Here is a 16,581-nt window from a genome sequence, read left to right on the forward strand (position 1 = left end):
CTGAAAACGAGCGAAGCGAGTTTCGCTAAAACGAGCGCAGCGAGTTTCGCTAAAACAAAACTCAAAAGGTCGTCTGAAAACGAAAAACACCCGCTTATCGGTGTCAACTCGTTTTTCAGACGACCTTTGTATATACTCACCATCTGAACCTTACCGCCTCAAACCAGTCAGACTCAAAAATATAGTGGATTAACTTTAAACCAGTACTGCGTTGCCTTAGCTCAAAGAGAACGATTCTCTAAGGTGCTTAAAGCACCAAGTGAATCGGTTCCGTACTATCTGTACTATCTGCGGCTTCATCGCCTTGTCCTGATTTAGTTAATCCACTATACATCCGCTCCCGCCATTCCTCCACCGCCTATCGAACATGACTTTTCTAAAAGACATCACCTGGACAGAAATCTTCATTTTCGCCCACACCTGCGCCGCGCTCGGCTGCGTCTTGCGCGTGTTGTACAAACAAAAAAACATCGGCTCCACGTTTGCCTGGCTGATTATCCTCTTCCTTTTCCCCGTCTTCGGTACCATCGCCTACCTGCTTATCGGCGAGCCGCGGCTCGGCACGGCGCGGGCAAAGCGCACGGGCGAGATGAACCGCTTCTATCAAAGTTTCGCCGAAACCTACCTCTCCGACATCTACCTCGGCGTCGGCGAAAACGTCAAATCCCGTTATCACGGCATCAGCAAAGTCGCCGCCAAAGGCACGGGACTCGGCGCCACGCGCAACAACGCCATGACGCTGCTGTCCACCACCGATGAAATCATCGACACCATGCTTGCCGACATCCGCGCCGCCCGCCATTCCTGCATGCTCGCCTTCTACATCATCGAACCCGAAGGCAGGATAGAAGAACTGTTAAACGAACTCCTCGCCGCCGCCGACAGAGGTTTGGACTGCGCCATCCTCGCCGACGCCGTCGGCAGCAGCCGCTTTTTCGACAGCGGCTGGGTAGAAACCCTGCGCGAAGCCGGCATAGAAGTCCACGCCTCATTGCCCGTCGGCGTCTGGCGCACCTTCTTCACACGCACCGACCTGCGCAACCACCGCAAAATCCTCGTCATCGACAGCAAAATCGGTTACACCGGCAGCTTCAACCTCGTTGATCCCCGCTTCTTCAAAAAAGATTCAGGCGTCGGCGAATGGGTGGACGTCATGATGCGCTGCACCGGCCCGATGGTACTCGAACTCTCCGCCGTCTTCTTCGCCGATCTCGCCGTCGAAACCGACGAAAACCTCGAAGGCGTACAGCAATATCTGACGCAGGCGCAAGAGCGCATTCCCGAAATCCTTCCCGAAAAAATGCAACAGGGCGACATCGTCGCCCAAGTCATCCCCTCCGCGCCCGAACAAGGCAGCCACGTCATTTACGAAACCATCATCAGCGCGATTTACGCCGCCACCAAACAAATCACCATCACCACCCCCTATTTCGTCCCCGACGAACCCCTCCTGATGGCATTGACCATCGCCGCCAAACGCGGCGTCAAAGTTACCCTGATTGTGCCCGCCAAAGTCGATTCCCTCATGGTGCGTTACGCCTCCCGCGCCTACTACCCCATGCTGCTGGACGCAGGCGTCAAAATCGCCATGTTCGAAGGCGGACTTCTACACGCCAAAACCATGACCATAGACGAAGACTACGCCCTCTTCGGCACGGTCAACATGGACATGCGCAGCTTCTTCCTCAACCTCGAAATCAGCCTCGCCATCTACGACCGCGACATCACCAAACAAATCTGCAACCTGCAACGCGACTACCTCAAAAATAGCAGCTACATCACCGTCAAAGCATGGCAGCAACGCTCCAAATTCCGCGGGCTGATAGAAAACACCGTCCGCCTGATGAGTCCGCTGTTATAGACAGGCTTACCGTTCATACAAGACCAAAGGTCGTCTGAAAAGCTTGGAAACCTTTTCAGACGACCTTTTTTGTTTGGATAACAGTTGTCATCCCGAAGACAGATAGATAATATAAACCGAATATTTTTCATCTCGCCCGCGCCCCGTAAACCAATATTCCCGGACTTGGTGCTTGTAAAATTTGATTCAAAAGGCAAACAACAATGAAAAAGACTTGGAACCATATACTTGAATCGGCGCAACCTGTGGTTGATTTTTTGTCATCAGACAGTTTCTTTTCCCGTCCTTATGACGGCCATCGTGAAAAATTTATCGTTACCGCCTCTCCGGAGGAAGCCAAATATCTTTTAGGTCGCGAATGGGACGAGTGGGAGGAGATTATAGATACTCAGCAATTCTCGGGTTTGGAGGATTTCGATTGGCACTACTTGATTGGTGCTAAATTAATTAATACCAATTGCCTGGGAGCCCTAGATAAGGATTTTCATGGTGCAGATAAAAAGCTCACGATAGAGGGGGTAGTAAACCTACTGGAAGAAACAATGCCTGACAATATGAGGATTTTATTGAATTGTTATGCCAATAACTATATACCGGAGATTTGGAAAGATATCTTATATGTTTACCAACATAACGGTCTCCCTTGCGGCTGGAAAGGAGATTATCCGGAAGGGAAAATGATTGTTTTTTCCAACGAATAAAGGATGAGAAAACTGTAATCCGTTTGAAATCTTAACTCATGTGTATGGGTGGGTTTGAAAAGGTCGTCTGAAAAAAATTTGAAACCTGTTTCAGACGACGTTTAGATTGGAAAATCTGTTATTCGTAACTAGAACAATGAAAAAGACTTGGAACCAAATACTTGAATCAGCACAACCCGTGGTTGATTTTTTGTCGTCAGACAGTTTCTTTTCCCGTCCTTATGACGGAGATCGTGAAAGATTTATCGTTACCACCTCTCCAACAAATTTACTTGTAACTCAGCACCAAATGTTGGAGCATGGTAAAACTGCTAAATAATTAACACGGGATTATTGATATGAATATAACAGGAATGGAATACTTTGTTGTTTCAAATAAAAAACCTGATATTGTTTTGAATGGTTTTAATAAAGCAATAGTTGAGCTATGGCCAAATTGCATTATTTATGAGAATGACAAACTATTTGATGGCAGTTTTTTTATGGGTATGTTAAAGATCATGAAATGGAGAATTTCTCAGAAGAGAATGCCTATAAACTCGATCAACATGGAGAAGGCCAAATATCATTGGCATGCCAGTACTATCAATCATTAAGAATGAATACAATGGCAGATTATGCATATTATGATGGATATGAAGACCTATATGATGACTGTCCTAAAGACAGTATCTTGAGAAAGAATATTTTTATACTTCATGAAGTGTATTACTACACTCTTATATTACCGGCTACACATGAACATCCTTTTAGCAGAAAAATAATTAATATTTTAGAGGATATTCTTTTAAAGAAATCTGAAATATAATTCAATTAATCAACAATATAGAGATGATTTTTAAAAATTTTGAAGAGTTTGAATCAATTTTAGATAAATTATTTGATAATGAGCAATATGAAGTAGCCGATAGAATCATGGAAAATCAGATAGATAATATTTGCAAACTATCTCCCTTGGAAGAAATTGATCAGTATCTATGGTTTTATGCTTCTGTTGCCGGAGATTGCGAATCTTTCGGTAGATTTCAGAAATTATGTAGACAATTAGTGTCTTTAAACAAGATGAAATCGAGTGATTTAGCCAAATATGAAGAAAAATGTCCTGTCAACAGGTGGTTTTAGTTAAGGATAGATTGGCTCAAAACCCAACATTTAAAAAGGTCGTCTGAAAAGCTTGAAATCCGTTTCAGACGACCTCTTAAAACAAACCCTGCTTACAAAGGAAATAACCGCATGAACCCCATCCGCCCCTTCTTAGACCATACTCCGCAAGTCCACGAGTCCTGCCTTATCGATGAAACTTCGGTCATCATCGGCGAAGTATCGCTTGCCGAAGACGTATCCGTCTGGCCGTATGCCGTTTTGCGCGGCGATGTGAACAGCATCAGCATCGGCGCGCGCAGTAATGTGCAGGACGGCAGCGTTTTGCACGTTTCGCACAAAAACGCGGAAAAGCCTGAAGGTTCGCCCCTTGTCATCGGCGAAGACGTTACCGTCGGACACAAAGTCATGCTGCATGGCTGCCGTATCGGCGACCGCGTTTTAATCGGTATGGGAACAATTATTCTGGACGATACTGTCGTCGAAAGCGACGTGATGATAGGCGCAGGCAGCTTGGTGCCGCCGCGCAAACGTTTGGAAAGCGGCTATCTTTATGTCGGCTCGCCCGTCAAACAAGTCCGCCCGCTGACGGACAAGGAAAAAGAGTTTTTGAAATATTCGTCCGCGCATTATGTGCGGCTGGCAGGACAGCACAAGCAATCAAAATAAGCCCTCTGCACTACCTTATCGCTATAATTGATAGGGCTTTGCTGCCTGCCTCTGATTTTCAGACGACCCATCCCGATACCGACCATGAACCCCGAAACCCTGCAAGATTTCCTACATGCCCACATCCCTGCGACCGCCCTGCTCGACCTGAGCGTCTTGGAAACCACAGCGGATCAGACCGTACTTTTCGCACCCCACGCCCCCAACCGCAATCATAAAAATACCGCCTTCGGCGGCAGTATCGCGTTGGCGGCAACCGTCGGCGGCTGGGCAACCGTCTATCTCCATTGCCCCGAATCGGATGGCAATATCGTCATTCAAGAAGGTACTACCCGCTACCTGCGCCCTGCACGAGGCGATCTGACCATCATCACACGCAGTCCGCCGGCTGAAGAGTGGCAAAACCTAAAAGCTATGTTCGAGCGCCATAAAAAAGGAAAAATCGTCCTAAAAACCGAAATCTATTCGGAAAACGAATTGGCTGCCGTCTTTGAAGGACGGTTTGTCGTATTGGGCTAGAGTATCGACAGTTTCATCAAAATAGGTCGTCTGAAAAATTTCAGACGACCTATTTTATATGTGCCGTATGCCCGTTCATACCCAAAGCCAAGCCCAAACGCTTCGTACTTCGCCTTGCAGCAACACCAACGTCCGGCATGCGGAGGCTGTGTTCATACATTCCAGCCCGATGCCGTGTGCGGCAAGTTCGGCGGCGATTTTGGGATGGAGGAACTGCTGCTTCTCTCCTGTCCCGATGATGATGACTTCGGGCAAACCGTCCGACTCGGAGGTCGTCTGAAACAGGTCAGCGGCAGTCAGTTCGAACGGCGTTTGCACGTTCATTGCTTCGATTTTGCCGTTGCGCCAGATGATGGGCGCGGTGTAGGTTTTGCCGCCCGCTTCGATTGCGCCCGCCCGATAAGCGGTCAGGCTTAGGGTTTCATCGGTTTTGTTTTCTTCAATCAGCATTTTTCTTCCGTTTCTTTCTCGGCTTGATATATCAATTTCAAACAGACTTGCCGCCCTTTCGCCGCGTTCCGTAAAAAAGGTGCAAAATCAGGCAATTTCAGGTAGGATGGGCGACTTTAGCCTGCGTCTTCCGCCCTTGCAAAATCAGCATTATAGTGGATTAACTTTAAACCAGTACGGCGTTGCCTCGCCTTGCCGTACTATTTGTACTGTCTGCGGCTTCGTCGCCTTGTCCTGATGTACTATCTGCGGCTTCGTCGCCTTGTCCTGATTTAAAGTTAATCCACTATAACAATCCCCGGCGGCGGCGTCGCGTTTCGGGCTTTCTGAATTTCTGTTTTTACTTTTTAATTTAAGAGAATCGGCTCACAAGGAGGCACAATGAAGCCAGTAAACATCGGTCTTTTAGGTTTAGGTACGGTCGGCGGCGGTACGGCTGCCGTGTTGCAGGACAATGCGGCGGAAATCAGCCGTCGTTTGGGACGCGAAGTGCGCATCAGTGCCGTATGCGACTTGAGCGAAGAAAAAGCCCGCCAAACCTGCCCGTCCGCAGCCTTCGTCAAAGACCCGTTCGAACTGGTGGCGCGTGAAGACGTCGATGTCGTCGTCGAATTGTTCGGCGGTACCGGCATCGCCAAAGATGCCGTATTAAAAGCCATTGAAAACGGCAAACACATCGTTACCGCCAACAAAAAACTGCTCGCCGAATACGGCAACGAAATCTTCCCGCTGGCAGAAGAAAAAAACGTCATGGTGCAATTTGAAGCGGCTGTGGCGGGCGGCATCCCGATTATCAAAGCCCTGCGCGAAGGCCTCGCCGCCAACCGCATCCGCAGCATCGCCGGCATCATCAACGGCACCAGCAACTTCATCCTCTCCGAAATGCGCGAAAAAGGCAGCGCGTTTGCTGACGTATTGAAAGAAGCGCAGGCATTAGGCTATGCCGAAGCCGATCCGACCTTCGACATCGAAGGCAACGACGCAGGCCACAAAATCACCATCATGAGCGCGCTGGCATTCGGTACGCCGATGAACTTCCCCGCCTGCTATCTCGAAGGCATCAGCAAACTCGACAGCCGCGACATCAAATACGCCGAAGAACTCGGCTACCGCATCAAACTTTTGGGCATTACCCGCAAAACCGACAAAGGCATCGAATTGCGCGTCCATCCGACCCTGATTCCCGAAAGCCGCCTCTTGGCAAACGTCAACGGCGTGATGAACGCCGTGCGCGTCAACGCCGATATGGTCGGCGAAACCTTATATTACGGCGCGGGCGCGGGCGCATTGCCGACCGCTTCCGCCGTGGTTGCCGACATCATCGACATCGCACGCCTGATTGACGCCGACACCGGCCACCGCGTGCCGCACCTGGCGTTCCAACCCGCCCAAGTCCACGCGCAAACCATCCTGCCTATGGACGAAATCACCAGCAGCTACTACCTGCGCGTCCAAGCCAAAGACGAACCGGGTACACTGGGGCAAATCGCCGCGCTTTTGGCAAAAGAAAACGTGTCCATCGAAGCCTTAATCCAAAAAGGCGTGATCGACCAAACCACCGCCGAAATCGTGATTCTGACCCACAGCACAGTCGAGAAAAACATCAAGCGCGCCATTGCCGCCATCGAAGCATTAAGCTGCGTGGAAAAACCGATCACCATGATCCGCATGGAAAGCCTGCATGACTGAGCCGAAAAACGAAATGTCCGCCGAAGAGCAAGCCGCGGCGCGTAAAAAAGCGAAAGCCAAAATCCGCACCATCCGCATTTGGGCGTGGGTCATTTTGGCATTGCTCGCCGCCACCGTCCTGCTCTCGCAGTGTGCCATGTCCAAACCGCAGGCAAAGCAGAACATCTTTGAGTCTTGCGTGAAAAACATCCCCTTTGCCGAAAAATGGCAAAACGATTTGAAAGAAAGGGGCTTGGATTCAAACAACAGCAAACTCGCCGCCGATTACTGCACCTGTATGTGGGACAAGCCTTTGGACAAGCTCTCCGAAGAGCAAATCCGCTCCTTAGGAAAACTCAGCCCGCAAGAGCAGCTCGATCTGCTCGGCGGCGCGCAAGCGTTTGAAGATCGCGACAAGCAGTGTGTGGCAGATTTGAAGGCGGAATAATCCGGTTTTGACATGGCAAAAAGGTCGTCTGAAACTCCGTTTGGTGTTTTTCAGACGACCTTTTTATTGATAAGGGATTGACTTCAAATCAGGATGGAACAGCAAAACTAAGCTCGGACGATCGGTTTCTTCTCTTCCAACCAAGCCTTCAGTTTTTCCTCATCCAAAAACCAATGGCAGATTTCTTCATCCCCATCCAATAACACGGGGACAAGCTCGTTATACTTTTCTTCTAAAACAGGGTCTTCATCGACATCGAAGATTTCCAACTCAAAACCGAATGCCTCTTGATACGGCTTGAGCTGTTCACGCATTTTGTGACAGAGACTGCAATATTCTCGAAACATCAGGGTCAGCTTCATGGCGGATGCTTTGCGGTGTGGTAAACGAAAACGGATTGTAAGATAAAGGCGGCTACCAATGCAAAGGTCGTCTGAAACCTTGGATTTCGGTTTCAGACGACCTTTAAGAATGCTTTAGATAAGATTAGGACTGCACATTAATGCCGGCGGTCACTGTCGTTTGGGCATTGTTGGCATTCAGGAAAGAAGCCGCCAACTCGCCGCAGCAGCCGCAACAGGTAGCAACGCCCAATTGAGCCTGCAAATCGCTCATGGTACTGGCACCGGCTGCGATGGTTTCTTTGATGTCGTGGTCGGTAATGGCGTTGCAAATGCAGACAAACATAATGTGCTCCGTGTTTTCTTTCGCTTAGTATTGATAGTGTGTTTTATTCTTAAACGTGAATATAAATAAAAACAGTTTGCATTGCAAGGCCGGTTTGAATGGTTTTATTTGGTAATTTTCTATTGATTTCATTATTTTGATTGATGTAATAGATTAGGAAGAATATTCTAGAAAACAGCAAAGCCGCGCAACTCATGACATTTCACAGCGAATAAAAAAATACAAGCTGCGCAACGGCAAGCCTGTATTTTTTATCTTTTCATTTTGCAATACCCGCTATTTCCCCTTCACATCAATCACCCACACTTCCGACTGCGAACCCAAGCGCAGCGGAATCCCCCAGAAACCGTAGCCGGACGTAACAAAAAAGTGTCTTCCGCCGATTTCCTCGTAGCCGTAGGCAAGGCGGTAGAGCGTACGCACAATCAGGTTTGCCGGCGCGATTTGACCGTTGTGTACATGGCCGGATACTTGAACATCAATAGGCAGCGTAGCGTGCGCCTCGACTTCGGTCGGTCGGTGGTCCATCAGCAAAACGGGCTGGTCGGTATTGTGGTTTTCCAGCAACTGCGCGACAGACGGACGGTCGTGATCCAAGTCATCATTGCGGCCGACGAGCAAGAAAGCATCTTGTTGCAACACTTGGTTGCCAAGTACGGTAATGCCTGCCGCTTCGAGATCATGGCGGATGCGCGCGCTGTCGCCGAACATATCGTGATTGCCCAAAGTCGCGTAAACACCCAGCGGTGCTTTCAGACGACCCAGATGCGGCTGCATATTCTCTTTGCGGTAGGCATCGACGTTGTCGTCCATCAGATCGCCCGGCAACAGGATTAAATCAACTTTTTCGCGGTTCATAATGTCCACCAGCTTATCCAGTTGCCGCGCGCCGAACAAAATTCCCAAGTGCAGGTCGCTTGCCACGCCGATGCGCAGCGGTTTGTCCATTTTCTTATCGATCACGACGGTCTGATGACGGACGACGGGCGTATAGGCGTTGTACATCCCAAAGCTAACCAAGCCGAACACAAACAACGGCGCAAACAGCCGCAGGCTGCGTGACAGCGACCGGCTTGCCACGAATTTGCGCAGCAGTAGGAACAGGACAAACGTCGCCAGCGCCGCATACATCACAAACAGCAGCAACACCATCCAAAACGCCATGATGCGGAACATAAAATGTCCCAATTCCAACAAAAGCCCCGCCAACAGGCCGTTGGTCACGAAATACGACACCCCCATCAGCCAACGCCTGCCCGCCTTGCCGACCACCGGCGCGAACAGCCATTGCAACGAACGCCCCAGTCCGAACGTGAAAAGCTGGAGCAATACAATCATAATCAGAAACATCGTGCCAAACATAAAGCGAACCTGTTGAAAATCAAAACACAAACGGCGGATTCTATCATATCCGCCCTTTCAGACGAGGTCGTCTGAAAACCTTAAGTGCTATAATATTGTCCGAAAAACTCAATAAACAGAAAAGGAAGCACAATGCCCAGCCCGCAAACCGCCATCATCCCCGATCACGCCCAAGCCGGCATATTCATCGAAGCCGATATCCGCGACCACCGTTACGACGACATCAAAACCGCCTGCCGAAGCTCGCTTAAAGCCTTGGATAAACTCAAAACCCGCTTTCCAGAAGACATTTTAGGCATGACCATCGCCTTCGGCAGCAACGCATGGAAAGCGTTCGGACACGCAGAAGAAGGCAGTGAAATCAAGCCCTTCCCCGTCATGGGCAACGGCCTTGCCCCTTCGACCCAACACGATATCTACATCCACATCCAAGCCTGCCGCCAAAAAGCCGCCTACGCGCTCGCCCAATCCGTCTTTGCCGCGTTCGGCGACAGCATCAGCATCGCCACCGAGGAACACGGCTTGCGCCTGTATGAAGACCGCGGACTAGACGGCTTTGTCGATGGTACCGAAAATCCGCAAGGCGATGAAAATGTCCGCAATGTCGCCATTATTCCCGAAGGCCGACCCGATGCCGGCGGCAGCTACGTCCTGCTGCAAAAATACCTGCACGACCTGAAAAAATGGGATGCCGTCCCCGTTGCCGAACAAGAAGCCAGCGTCGGACGCAGCAAAGAAGCCAACGAAGAATTCAGCAAAGACGTTCGCCTACCCGATTCGCATTTGGGTCGCGTCAACCTGAAAGAAAACGGCGTGGGTCTGAAAATCGTCCGCCGCAGCCTGCCCTTCGGCAAACTCAGCGGCGAACACGGCCTGATGTTCACTTCCTACTGCCATACCCTGCACAATATAGAAGCGCAGCTCTTGAGCATGTTCGGCGATGCCGACGGCAAAACCGACCTACTGCTCAAGCATCTTTCCACCGCCGTTTCCGGCGCGTATTACTACGCCCCTTCGGTCGAGCGTTTGCAGGATTTGTAAAACGGCTTTGCCAATCTGAAATATTGAAACCCTAAGACAAAAGGTCGTCTGAAAACTTGAGATTCAGGTTTTCAGACGACCTTTTTCATGACGTTTGAGGAAAATTCAATTATTATTTCCGTTTAATTTCAAAACTAATAATAAAAAGGGAAACCGTTTTGCTGAAATATTATGGGTTGCCGTTTTGGGCAGTCGGCGTCATCGCTTCGTTCGCTTTGCCGTCCGTACCGCATTGGGGCGTGTGGCTGGCGGCGGCATTGGTTTTACTGGCGGCTTCACGGCGGTTTGCGGCGGCAGGCATGATGCTGTGTGTCCTGCTCGGTGCGGCTTACGGCGTGTTTCGAACAGAAGCGGCTTTGTCGGCACAATGGCCGCTGAACGGGGCTTCGGAATCGGTGTTGACGGTTGAAGTCGCGGATATGCCGCGCGGTGACGGGCGGCGGGTGCAGTTTGCGGCGAAGGCGTGGACGGAGGATGGGCGGCAATTTGATTTATTGTTGTCGGATTATCAGAAACGCGATTGGGCGGTGGGCAGCCGCTGGAAGGTGTCGGCACGGCTCAAGCCGGTTATCGGCGAAGTGAACCTGCGCGGGCTGAACCGCGAGGCTTGGGCGTTGGCAAACGGGTTGGATGGCGCGGGTACGCTGGGCAAAGGCAGGAGCTTGGTTCGCGAGGGTGGCGGTGTCGGCTTGGCGGTGTGGCGCGATGCGGTCAGCCGCCGTTGGCAGGCTGTCGAGGCGGACAGCCCAGATTTTTCGGACGGTATCGGTCTGATGCGGGCTTTAAGCATAGGCGAACAATCGGCGTTGAGGCCCGAACTGTGGCAGGCGTTCCGACCTTTGGGCTTGACGCACTTAGTCAGTATTTCGGGGCTGCACGTTACGATGGTGGCGGTTTTGGCGGGTTGGCTGGTCAAACTGATTTTCAGACGACTGCCTTGGGTACCGGCTAAACCGCGCGTGTGGATTTTGGCGGGCGGCGCGGCAGGGGCTTTGTTTTATGCTTTGCTGGCAGGCTTTTCCGTGCCGACGCAGCGCAGCGTTTTGATGTTGGCGGCGTTTGCTTGGGCTTGGTGGCGCGGCAGTCTGTCTTCGGGCTGGACGGCGTGGTGGCAGGCTTTGGCAGTGGTGTTGCTGCTTGATCCTCTAGCGGTTTTGGGCGTAGGCACTTGGCTGTCGTTCGGCTTGGTCGCAGCCTTGATTTGGGCTTCGGCAGGTCGTCTGAAAGAACGCGGCTGGCGTTTGGCTGTACGCGGACAATGGGCGGCGACGGTGTTGTCGGTGGTATTGTTGGGCTATATTTTTGCGTCCTTGCCCATCATCAGCCCTTTGGTCAATGCGGCGATGATTCCTTGGTTTTCTTGGGTGCTGACGCCGTTGGCATTGCTGGGGTCGGTGTTGCCGTTCGCACCTTTGCAATGGGCGGCAGCAGGTTTGGCGGAATACACTTTGCGCGGCTTGGTTTGGCTGGCGGAAGTATCGCCTGAATTTGCCGTAGCCGCCGCGCCTGTGCCGCTGTTGGTTTTGGCTTTTGCGGCGGCTTTGCTGTGGCTGTTGCCGCGCGGATTGGGTTTGCGGCCGTGGGCGTGTTTGGTGTTGGCTGGATTTGTGTTTTACCGCCCCGACCGTTTGGACGACGGCTTGGCGCGGATTACCGTAATGGACGCTGGACAGGGTTTGTCGGTATGTATACAGACGCGCAACCGCAACCTGCTGTTTGACACGGGGACGGCACAGGCAGCGCAAACGGGTATCGTGCCAAGCCTGAACGCCATGGGTGTACGCCGTTTGGACAAGCTGATTCTGTCGCATCACGACAGCGACCACGACGGCGGTTTGGATGCCGTTTCCGATATTGAAATCGGCGAAACGCTGGCGGGGCAGCCTGAGTTTTATCCGAATGCAAAATTTTGCGCCGAAGCGCAATGGCAATGGGACGGCGTAGATTTCGAGTTATTGAGGTCGTCTGAAAACCCGGGCGGCGAAGACAATGACCGAAGCTGCGTCTTGCGCGTCGTTTCCGACGGACAGGCTTTGCTGGTTACGGGTGATTTGGGCGTGAAGGGCGAAGCGGAGCTGATAGAACGCTACGGCGGCTCGCTGTACAGCCAGGTTTTGATATTGGGACACCACGGCAGTAATACGGCTTCATCCGGCGGCTTCCTCAACACGGTCTCGCCCAAATACGCCGTCGCTTCCAGCGGCTATGCCAACGCTTACAAACACCCTACCCCCGCCGTCCAAACCCGCGTCCGCGCACACGGCGCGACTTTGTTGCGGACGGATTTGTCGGGTGCGCTGGTGTTTGAGTTGGGCGGTGATGAAATCTTTAAAGGTCGTCTGAAAAAGGATAAGTTTTATTGGCAGAAAAAGCCGTTTGAGTAAACGTATTTGCCGAATGATAGAAACAGGTTTTCAGACGACCCTAAAGTCTCTATGCAGCAAAAATATAGTTATCCTTGCTTTATGTGAATCCAGTTGTGGATATATCGGATTAACGGTTGATACTAAAAGAAAAAATAAGGCTGCCCAAAAAACAGGCAAGGGCGAAATAGAGATTTCAGACGACCTTCATCACGCGATTGCGATCATCCGATTTTATTTGCCGTCGCCCAAATGACGGCGGTAAAACCGGTCGATATCCGCTATCGCCTTTTCATCACTCGGCCTCAAATCGATTTTCAAATCGGCAAGCCGTATCAGCATCAGGTCTTCTTGTTCCGCCACAGCGCAGCTCACTTCCCCGCTGCTGCGCAGATGCGCGATGAGTTCGTCCAGCTGCCGCAGGGCGTTTTCGTAGGCGGTGTTTTGTTTGTCTTCTGCCATATGGATTCCGTTTCTTATAGACAATAAAAAATGGCGGGGAATCAATCCCGCCATCATTCTACGGCATAAGCCGTGCATTTAATTAAGCAGCCTGAATGTTAGCAGCTTGTTTGCCTTTAGGGCCGGTGGTTACGTCGAAAGATACGCGTTGACCTTCTTTCAGGGTTTTGAAACCATCCATGTTGATCGCTGAGAAGTGAGCGAACAGATCTTCGCCACCTTCATCAGGAGTGATGAAACCAAAACCTTTAGCGTCGTTAAACCATTTTACGATACCGGTTGCCATTAGAAACTTCCTATACTTAAAAATTAACAAAATCAGCAAAATAAGGCATACAGCAAACTTAAACGTTCAGCGTTTCTCCCTAGCTTTATATACTTGGTCGAGTGCCGGCTTCTGCTTAACCGTCTTTTTACATTTGTTAAGTCAAAACGTCAAGCCATATAAGGGAAAAAGTGCGAAAATGGCGGAAACAGACCAAAATACAACAGAAATTGAAATAAACCTTATAATCACTTCATTTATAGATTCATTTGGTATCAAACCTTTCACAAGGTCGTCTGAAAACAAACCCTTTTGCACAAAGCCAAAATATTTATGAACAACCCAAACACACATCACGAATCCGATACACTTTTAAGCGACCAAAAGACCGCCCCGCCGAAACGTTACGGCGTATTTTTGCTGAACGACGATTACACCACGATGGAATTCGTCGTCGAAATCCTGACCGAAATCTTTATGCTCGGACAGGAGCAGGCAGTGGCGGTAATGCTCTTGGTTCATCACGAAGGCAAAGGCTTGTGCGGCACTTACACACGGGACATCGCCCAAACCAAACAACAACAAGTCATGCAGCGGGCAAAAGCCGAAGGGCATCCGCTGCAATGTATTGTCGAGGAGATTTAATATGCTTTCACCCGAATTGGAACAGATTTTGCAGCAGCTTTACCGCGAGGCGCGTAAGGCTCATTATGAATTTATCAGCCTCGAGCATCTGCTTTTGGTGTTAATCGAAGAAGATGCCTCCGTCCCCAACGTCCTCAAGCTCTGCGGCGCGGATTTGAAAGTGGTGTCCGAACAACTCGCCGCCAGCGTTGCCGAAAATACCCCCCTGATTCCCGACCACCTTTTAGACACGGTCGAAACCCAGCCCACACTCGGCTTCCAACGCGTCATCCAGCGCGCAATGGTGCATACCCAATCCGCAGGTAAAGGCTTGGTCGAGCCTTTGGACGTTTTGGTGGCGCTGATGAGCGAAACCGACAGCCACGCCGTTTATTTCCTCAAGCTGCAATCGGTTACGCGTTTTGAAGTTTTGCGCTGCATTGCACACGGTGCAACCGAAGACGACGAACACAAAAACTTTTCAGACGACCCCGACAATGATTCAGACGACCCCGTCGAATCGAAAAGCGGCTCATTGTCGGATTACACTGTAAACCTCAACGCCGAAGTCAAAGCCGGTCGCATCGACCCCTTAATCGGCAGAAAACACGAAATGGAACGGCTGGTGCAAATCCTGTGCCGCCGCCGCAAAAACAATCCGCTTTTGGTCGGCGAAGCAGGCGTGGGCAAAACCGCGCTGGCGGAAGGCTTGGCGCATCAAATCGTCAACGGCGACATTCCCGACGCGCTCAAAGATGCCGAAGTGTACGCGCTGGATATGGGTTCGCTTTTGGCGGGTACAAAATACCGCGGCGACTTTGAAGCGCGGGTCAAATCCGTCTTGAAACAGCTCGAAAAAATCCCACACGCCATTTTGTTCATCGACGAAATCCACACCATTATCGGCGCGGGCAGCACCAGCGGCGGCACGATGGACGCATCCAACCTGCTCAAACCCGCGCTGGCGAAAGGCTCGCTGCGCTGTATCGGCGCGACCACCTACGACGAATACCGCACCATTTTCGACAAAGACCACGCCCTAAGCCGCCGCTTCCAAAAAATCGACGTGGTCGAACCCACCGTCGCCGAAACCGTGCAAATCCTGCGCGGCTTGAAACCGATGTTCGAAGGCTTCCACCAAGTGCGCTACACGCAAGGCGCACTCGAAGCCGCCGCCGAACTCTCCGCCCGCTACATCAACGAGCGTTTCCTGCCCGACAAAGCCATCGACGTAATGGACGAAGCAGGCGCGGCGCAACGGATTTTACCCAAATCCAAACAGAAAAAAGTCATCGGCAAAGCGCAAATCGAAACCGTCATCGCCAAAGTCGCGCGGATTCCCGAAAAAACCGTATCGAACGACGACAAACAAGTGCTGCAATTCCTCGGCCGTGATTTGAAAAACATGGTTTACGGTCAGGAAAACGCCATCGACGCGCTGGTTGCCGCCGTCAAAATGTCGCGTTCCGGCCTCGCCCTGCCCGACAAACCCATAGGCAGCTTCCTCTTCTCCGGACCGACCGGCGTCGGCAAAACCGAAGTCGCCAAACAGCTTGCCTACTCGATGGGCGTACCGCTGCAACGTTTCGACATGTCCGAATACATGGAGCCACACGCCGTATCGCGCCTCATCGGCGCGCCGCCGGGCTACGTCGGCTTCGACCAGGGCGGTCTTTTGACCGAAGCCGCCAACAAACATCCGCACTGCGTATTACTCTTGGACGAAATCGAAAAAGCCCACCCCGATATTTTCAACGTCCTCTTGCAAGTCATGGACGCAGGCAAACTGACCGACAACAACGGCAAGAGCGCCGATTTCCGCAACGTCATCCTGATTATGACCACCAACGCAGGCGCGGAAAGCCTCAGCCGCCCCAGCCTCGGCTTTACCGCCAAGCGCGAACGCGGCGACGAAATGCAGGCGATCAACAAACTCTTCACGCCAGAGTTCCGCAACCGCTTGGACGCGATTATCCCGTTTGCGCCCTTGTCCGAACCCGTCATCGCCAAAGTCGTGGACAAATTTCTGCTCCAGCTCGAACACCAGCTCCTCGACAAAAAAGTCGAAGCCGAATTCACGCCGGCATTGCGCAAATATCTGGCGGAAAAAGGTTTCGACCCGCAAATGGGCGCGCGCCCGATGCACCGCCTGATTCAGGAAAAAATCCGCAAACCGCTCGCCGACGAACTCCTGTTCGGCAAACTCGCCGACGGCGGCTTCGTGCGGATAGACTGGGATGCGGCAAAAGAAGAAGCCGTGTTGAAATTCAAGAAAAACAAAGCCAAACCTGAAGCAGCAGCGGTTTGACGGATAAAGGCAAAAGGTCGTCTGAAAACGAGATTTCTGTTTTCAGACGACC

18 protein-coding genes are annotated in these 16,581 nt (G+C 51.3%); 12 read left to right on the top strand and 6 right to left on the bottom strand.

All coding sequences use genetic code 11. From position 1 onward, the window contains the following. Positions 1 to 367 precede the first annotated feature (367 nt). From cls to HMPREF2572_RS00710, 6 genes are all read left to right on the top strand, one after another. Positions 368 to 1,861 (top strand): cardiolipin synthase, encoded by a 1,494-nt coding sequence (gene cls, locus HMPREF2572_RS00680; protein WP_070495444.1) that lies wholly within the window; start codon positions 368 to 370, stop codon positions 1,859 to 1,861. A 203-nt stretch (positions 1,862 to 2,064) separates the two neighbouring features. Further along, complete coding sequence (locus HMPREF2572_RS00685; RefSeq protein ID WP_070495445.1) at positions 2,065 to 2,562, top strand: hypothetical protein; 498 nt, start codon at positions 2,065 to 2,067, stop codon at positions 2,560 to 2,562. Positions 2,563 to 3,067: 505 nt separating this feature from the next. Continuing rightward, positions 3,068 to 3,370 carry a hypothetical protein gene (locus HMPREF2572_RS00695; protein ID WP_148132253.1) on the top strand — a complete coding sequence of 101 codons (303 nt, stop codon included), beginning with the start codon at positions 3,068 to 3,070 and terminating at the stop codon, positions 3,368 to 3,370. Positions 3,371 to 3,393: 23 nt separating this feature from the next. Then, positions 3,394 to 3,684, top strand: a complete 291-nt coding sequence (locus tag HMPREF2572_RS00700) for a hypothetical protein (protein WP_070495449.1) — start codon at positions 3,394 to 3,396, stop codon at positions 3,682 to 3,684. A gap of 111 nt (positions 3,685 to 3,795) precedes the next feature. Next, the gene (locus tag HMPREF2572_RS00705; protein WP_003755292.1) at positions 3,796 to 4,332 is read left to right on the top strand and encodes a gamma carbonic anhydrase family protein; all 537 of its coding nucleotides are present in this window, start codon (positions 3,796 to 3,798) and stop codon (positions 4,330 to 4,332) included. An 84-nt stretch (positions 4,333 to 4,416) separates the two neighbouring features. Next, a complete protein-coding gene (locus tag HMPREF2572_RS00710; protein WP_070495451.1) occupies positions 4,417 to 4,851 on the top strand; it encodes a YiiD C-terminal domain-containing protein in 435 nt (144 codons plus the stop codon). Positions 4,852 to 4,926: 75 nt separating this feature from the next. Here HMPREF2572_RS00710 and HMPREF2572_RS00715 read toward each other — a convergent pair whose 3' ends face one another. Further along, positions 4,927 to 5,301, bottom strand: coding sequence for an Mth938-like domain-containing protein (locus HMPREF2572_RS00715; RefSeq protein ID WP_070495454.1), 375 nt, complete (start codon positions 5,299 to 5,301; stop codon positions 4,927 to 4,929). A 381-nt stretch (positions 5,302 to 5,682) separates the two neighbouring features. Between HMPREF2572_RS00715 and HMPREF2572_RS00720 the strand changes: the two genes are divergently transcribed. Next, entirely contained in the window at positions 5,683 to 6,990 is a 1,308-nt protein-coding gene (locus HMPREF2572_RS00720; RefSeq protein WP_070495456.1) for a homoserine dehydrogenase, read from the top strand. Next, entirely contained in the window at positions 6,983 to 7,417 is a 435-nt protein-coding gene (locus HMPREF2572_RS00725; RefSeq protein ID WP_070495460.1) for a hypothetical protein, read from the top strand. Before HMPREF2572_RS00720 ends, HMPREF2572_RS00725 begins: the two co-directional genes overlap by 8 nt. 107 nt (positions 7,418 to 7,524) lie before the next feature. Here HMPREF2572_RS00725 and HMPREF2572_RS00730 read toward each other — a convergent pair whose 3' ends face one another. The 3 genes from HMPREF2572_RS00730 to HMPREF2572_RS00740 form a co-directional block, all read right to left on the bottom strand. After that, positions 7,525 to 7,779: a glutaredoxin family protein gene (locus tag HMPREF2572_RS00730; RefSeq protein WP_070495461.1), complete on the bottom strand. Its 255-nt coding sequence runs from the start codon at positions 7,777 to 7,779 to the stop codon at positions 7,525 to 7,527. A 124-nt stretch (positions 7,780 to 7,903) separates the two neighbouring features. Further along, positions 7,904 to 8,104 carry a (2Fe-2S)-binding protein gene (locus tag HMPREF2572_RS00735; RefSeq protein ID WP_049229952.1) on the bottom strand — a complete coding sequence of 67 codons (201 nt, stop codon included), beginning with the start codon at positions 8,102 to 8,104 and terminating at the stop codon, positions 7,904 to 7,906. Positions 8,105 to 8,380: 276 nt separating this feature from the next. Next, the gene (locus HMPREF2572_RS00740; RefSeq protein ID WP_070495463.1) at positions 8,381 to 9,466 is read right to left on the bottom strand and encodes a metallophosphoesterase; all 1,086 of its coding nucleotides are present in this window, start codon (positions 9,464 to 9,466) and stop codon (positions 8,381 to 8,383) included. A 132-nt stretch (positions 9,467 to 9,598) separates the two neighbouring features. Between HMPREF2572_RS00740 and HMPREF2572_RS00745 the strand changes: the two genes are divergently transcribed. After that, entirely contained in the window at positions 9,599 to 10,507 is a 909-nt protein-coding gene (locus tag HMPREF2572_RS00745; protein ID WP_070495467.1) for a Dyp-type peroxidase, read from the top strand. A gap of 158 nt (positions 10,508 to 10,665) precedes the next feature. Then, positions 10,666 to 12,891 carry a DNA internalization-related competence protein ComEC/Rec2 gene (locus tag HMPREF2572_RS00750; RefSeq protein ID WP_070495470.1) on the top strand — a complete coding sequence of 742 codons (2,226 nt, stop codon included), beginning with the start codon at positions 10,666 to 10,668 and terminating at the stop codon, positions 12,889 to 12,891. A 213-nt stretch (positions 12,892 to 13,104) separates the two neighbouring features. On the opposite strand, the gene HMPREF2572_RS00755 is transcribed toward HMPREF2572_RS00750, so the two are convergent. Further along, positions 13,105 to 13,332 (bottom strand): branched-chain amino acid ABC transporter, encoded by a 228-nt coding sequence (locus tag HMPREF2572_RS00755; protein ID WP_070495473.1) that lies wholly within the window; start codon positions 13,330 to 13,332, stop codon positions 13,105 to 13,107. Between the two features lie 82 nt (positions 13,333 to 13,414). Beyond that, positions 13,415 to 13,618, bottom strand: coding sequence for a cold-shock protein (locus HMPREF2572_RS00760; protein WP_003682902.1), 204 nt, complete (start codon positions 13,616 to 13,618; stop codon positions 13,415 to 13,417). Positions 13,619 to 13,930: 312 nt separating this feature from the next. Here HMPREF2572_RS00760 and clpS point away from each other — a divergent pair, with 312 nt between their 5' ends. Continuing rightward, positions 13,931 to 14,242, top strand: a complete 312-nt coding sequence (gene clpS, locus HMPREF2572_RS00765; protein ID WP_003755322.1) for an ATP-dependent Clp protease adapter ClpS — start codon at positions 13,931 to 13,933, stop codon at positions 14,240 to 14,242. A gap of 1 nt (position 14,243) precedes the next feature. Continuing rightward, positions 14,244 to 16,529, top strand: a complete 2,286-nt coding sequence (clpA, locus tag HMPREF2572_RS00770) for an ATP-dependent Clp protease ATP-binding subunit ClpA (RefSeq protein WP_070495476.1) — start codon at positions 14,244 to 14,246, stop codon at positions 16,527 to 16,529. Positions 16,530 to 16,581 lie beyond the last annotated feature (52 nt).

The sequence above is a fragment of the Neisseria sp. HMSC064E01 genome, assembly GCF_001808875.1.
Taxonomy (GTDB): domain Bacteria; phylum Pseudomonadota; class Gammaproteobacteria; order Burkholderiales; family Neisseriaceae; genus Neisseria; species Neisseria sicca_A.

Bases quoted from the DNA above. Each gene is read 5' to 3' on its own strand.
- HMPREF2572_RS00755 (WP_070495473.1), bottom strand. From the start codon at position 13,332: ATGGCAGAAGACAAACAAAACACCGCCTACGAAAACGCCCTGCGGCAG.
- HMPREF2572_RS00735 (WP_049229952.1), bottom strand. From the start codon at position 8,104: ATGTTTGTCTGCATTTGCAACGCCATTACCGACCACGACATCAAAGAA.
- HMPREF2572_RS00685 (WP_070495445.1), top strand. From the start codon at position 2,065: ATGAAAAAGACTTGGAACCATATACTTGAATCGGCGCAACCTGTGGTT.
- clpS (WP_003755322.1), top strand. From the start codon at position 13,931: ATGAACAACCCAAACACACATCACGAATCCGATACACTTTTAAGCGAC.
- clpA (WP_070495476.1), top strand. From the start codon at position 14,244: ATGCTTTCACCCGAATTGGAACAGATTTTGCAGCAGCTTTACCGCGAG.
- HMPREF2572_RS00760 (WP_003682902.1), bottom strand. From the start codon at position 13,618: ATGGCAACCGGTATCGTAAAATGGTTTAACGACGCTAAAGGTTTTGGT.
- HMPREF2572_RS00715 (WP_070495454.1), bottom strand. From the start codon at position 5,301: ATGCTGATTGAAGAAAACAAAACCGATGAAACCCTAAGCCTGACCGCT.
- HMPREF2572_RS00725 (WP_070495460.1), top strand. From the start codon at position 6,983: ATGACTGAGCCGAAAAACGAAATGTCCGCCGAAGAGCAAGCCGCGGCG.
- HMPREF2572_RS00730 (WP_070495461.1), bottom strand. From the start codon at position 7,779: ATGAAGCTGACCCTGATGTTTCGAGAATATTGCAGTCTCTGTCACAAA.
- cls (WP_070495444.1), top strand. From the start codon at position 368: ATGACTTTTCTAAAAGACATCACCTGGACAGAAATCTTCATTTTCGCC.
- HMPREF2572_RS00705 (WP_003755292.1), top strand. From the start codon at position 3,796: ATGAACCCCATCCGCCCCTTCTTAGACCATACTCCGCAAGTCCACGAG.
- HMPREF2572_RS00695 (WP_148132253.1), top strand. From the start codon at position 3,068: ATGGAGAATTTCTCAGAAGAGAATGCCTATAAACTCGATCAACATGGA.
- HMPREF2572_RS00745 (WP_070495467.1), top strand. From the start codon at position 9,599: ATGCCCAGCCCGCAAACCGCCATCATCCCCGATCACGCCCAAGCCGGC.
- HMPREF2572_RS00720 (WP_070495456.1), top strand. From the start codon at position 5,683: ATGAAGCCAGTAAACATCGGTCTTTTAGGTTTAGGTACGGTCGGCGGC.
- HMPREF2572_RS00710 (WP_070495451.1), top strand. From the start codon at position 4,417: ATGAACCCCGAAACCCTGCAAGATTTCCTACATGCCCACATCCCTGCG.
- HMPREF2572_RS00700 (WP_070495449.1), top strand. From the start codon at position 3,394: ATGATTTTTAAAAATTTTGAAGAGTTTGAATCAATTTTAGATAAATTA.
- HMPREF2572_RS00740 (WP_070495463.1), bottom strand. From the start codon at position 9,466: ATGTTTGGCACGATGTTTCTGATTATGATTGTATTGCTCCAGCTTTTC.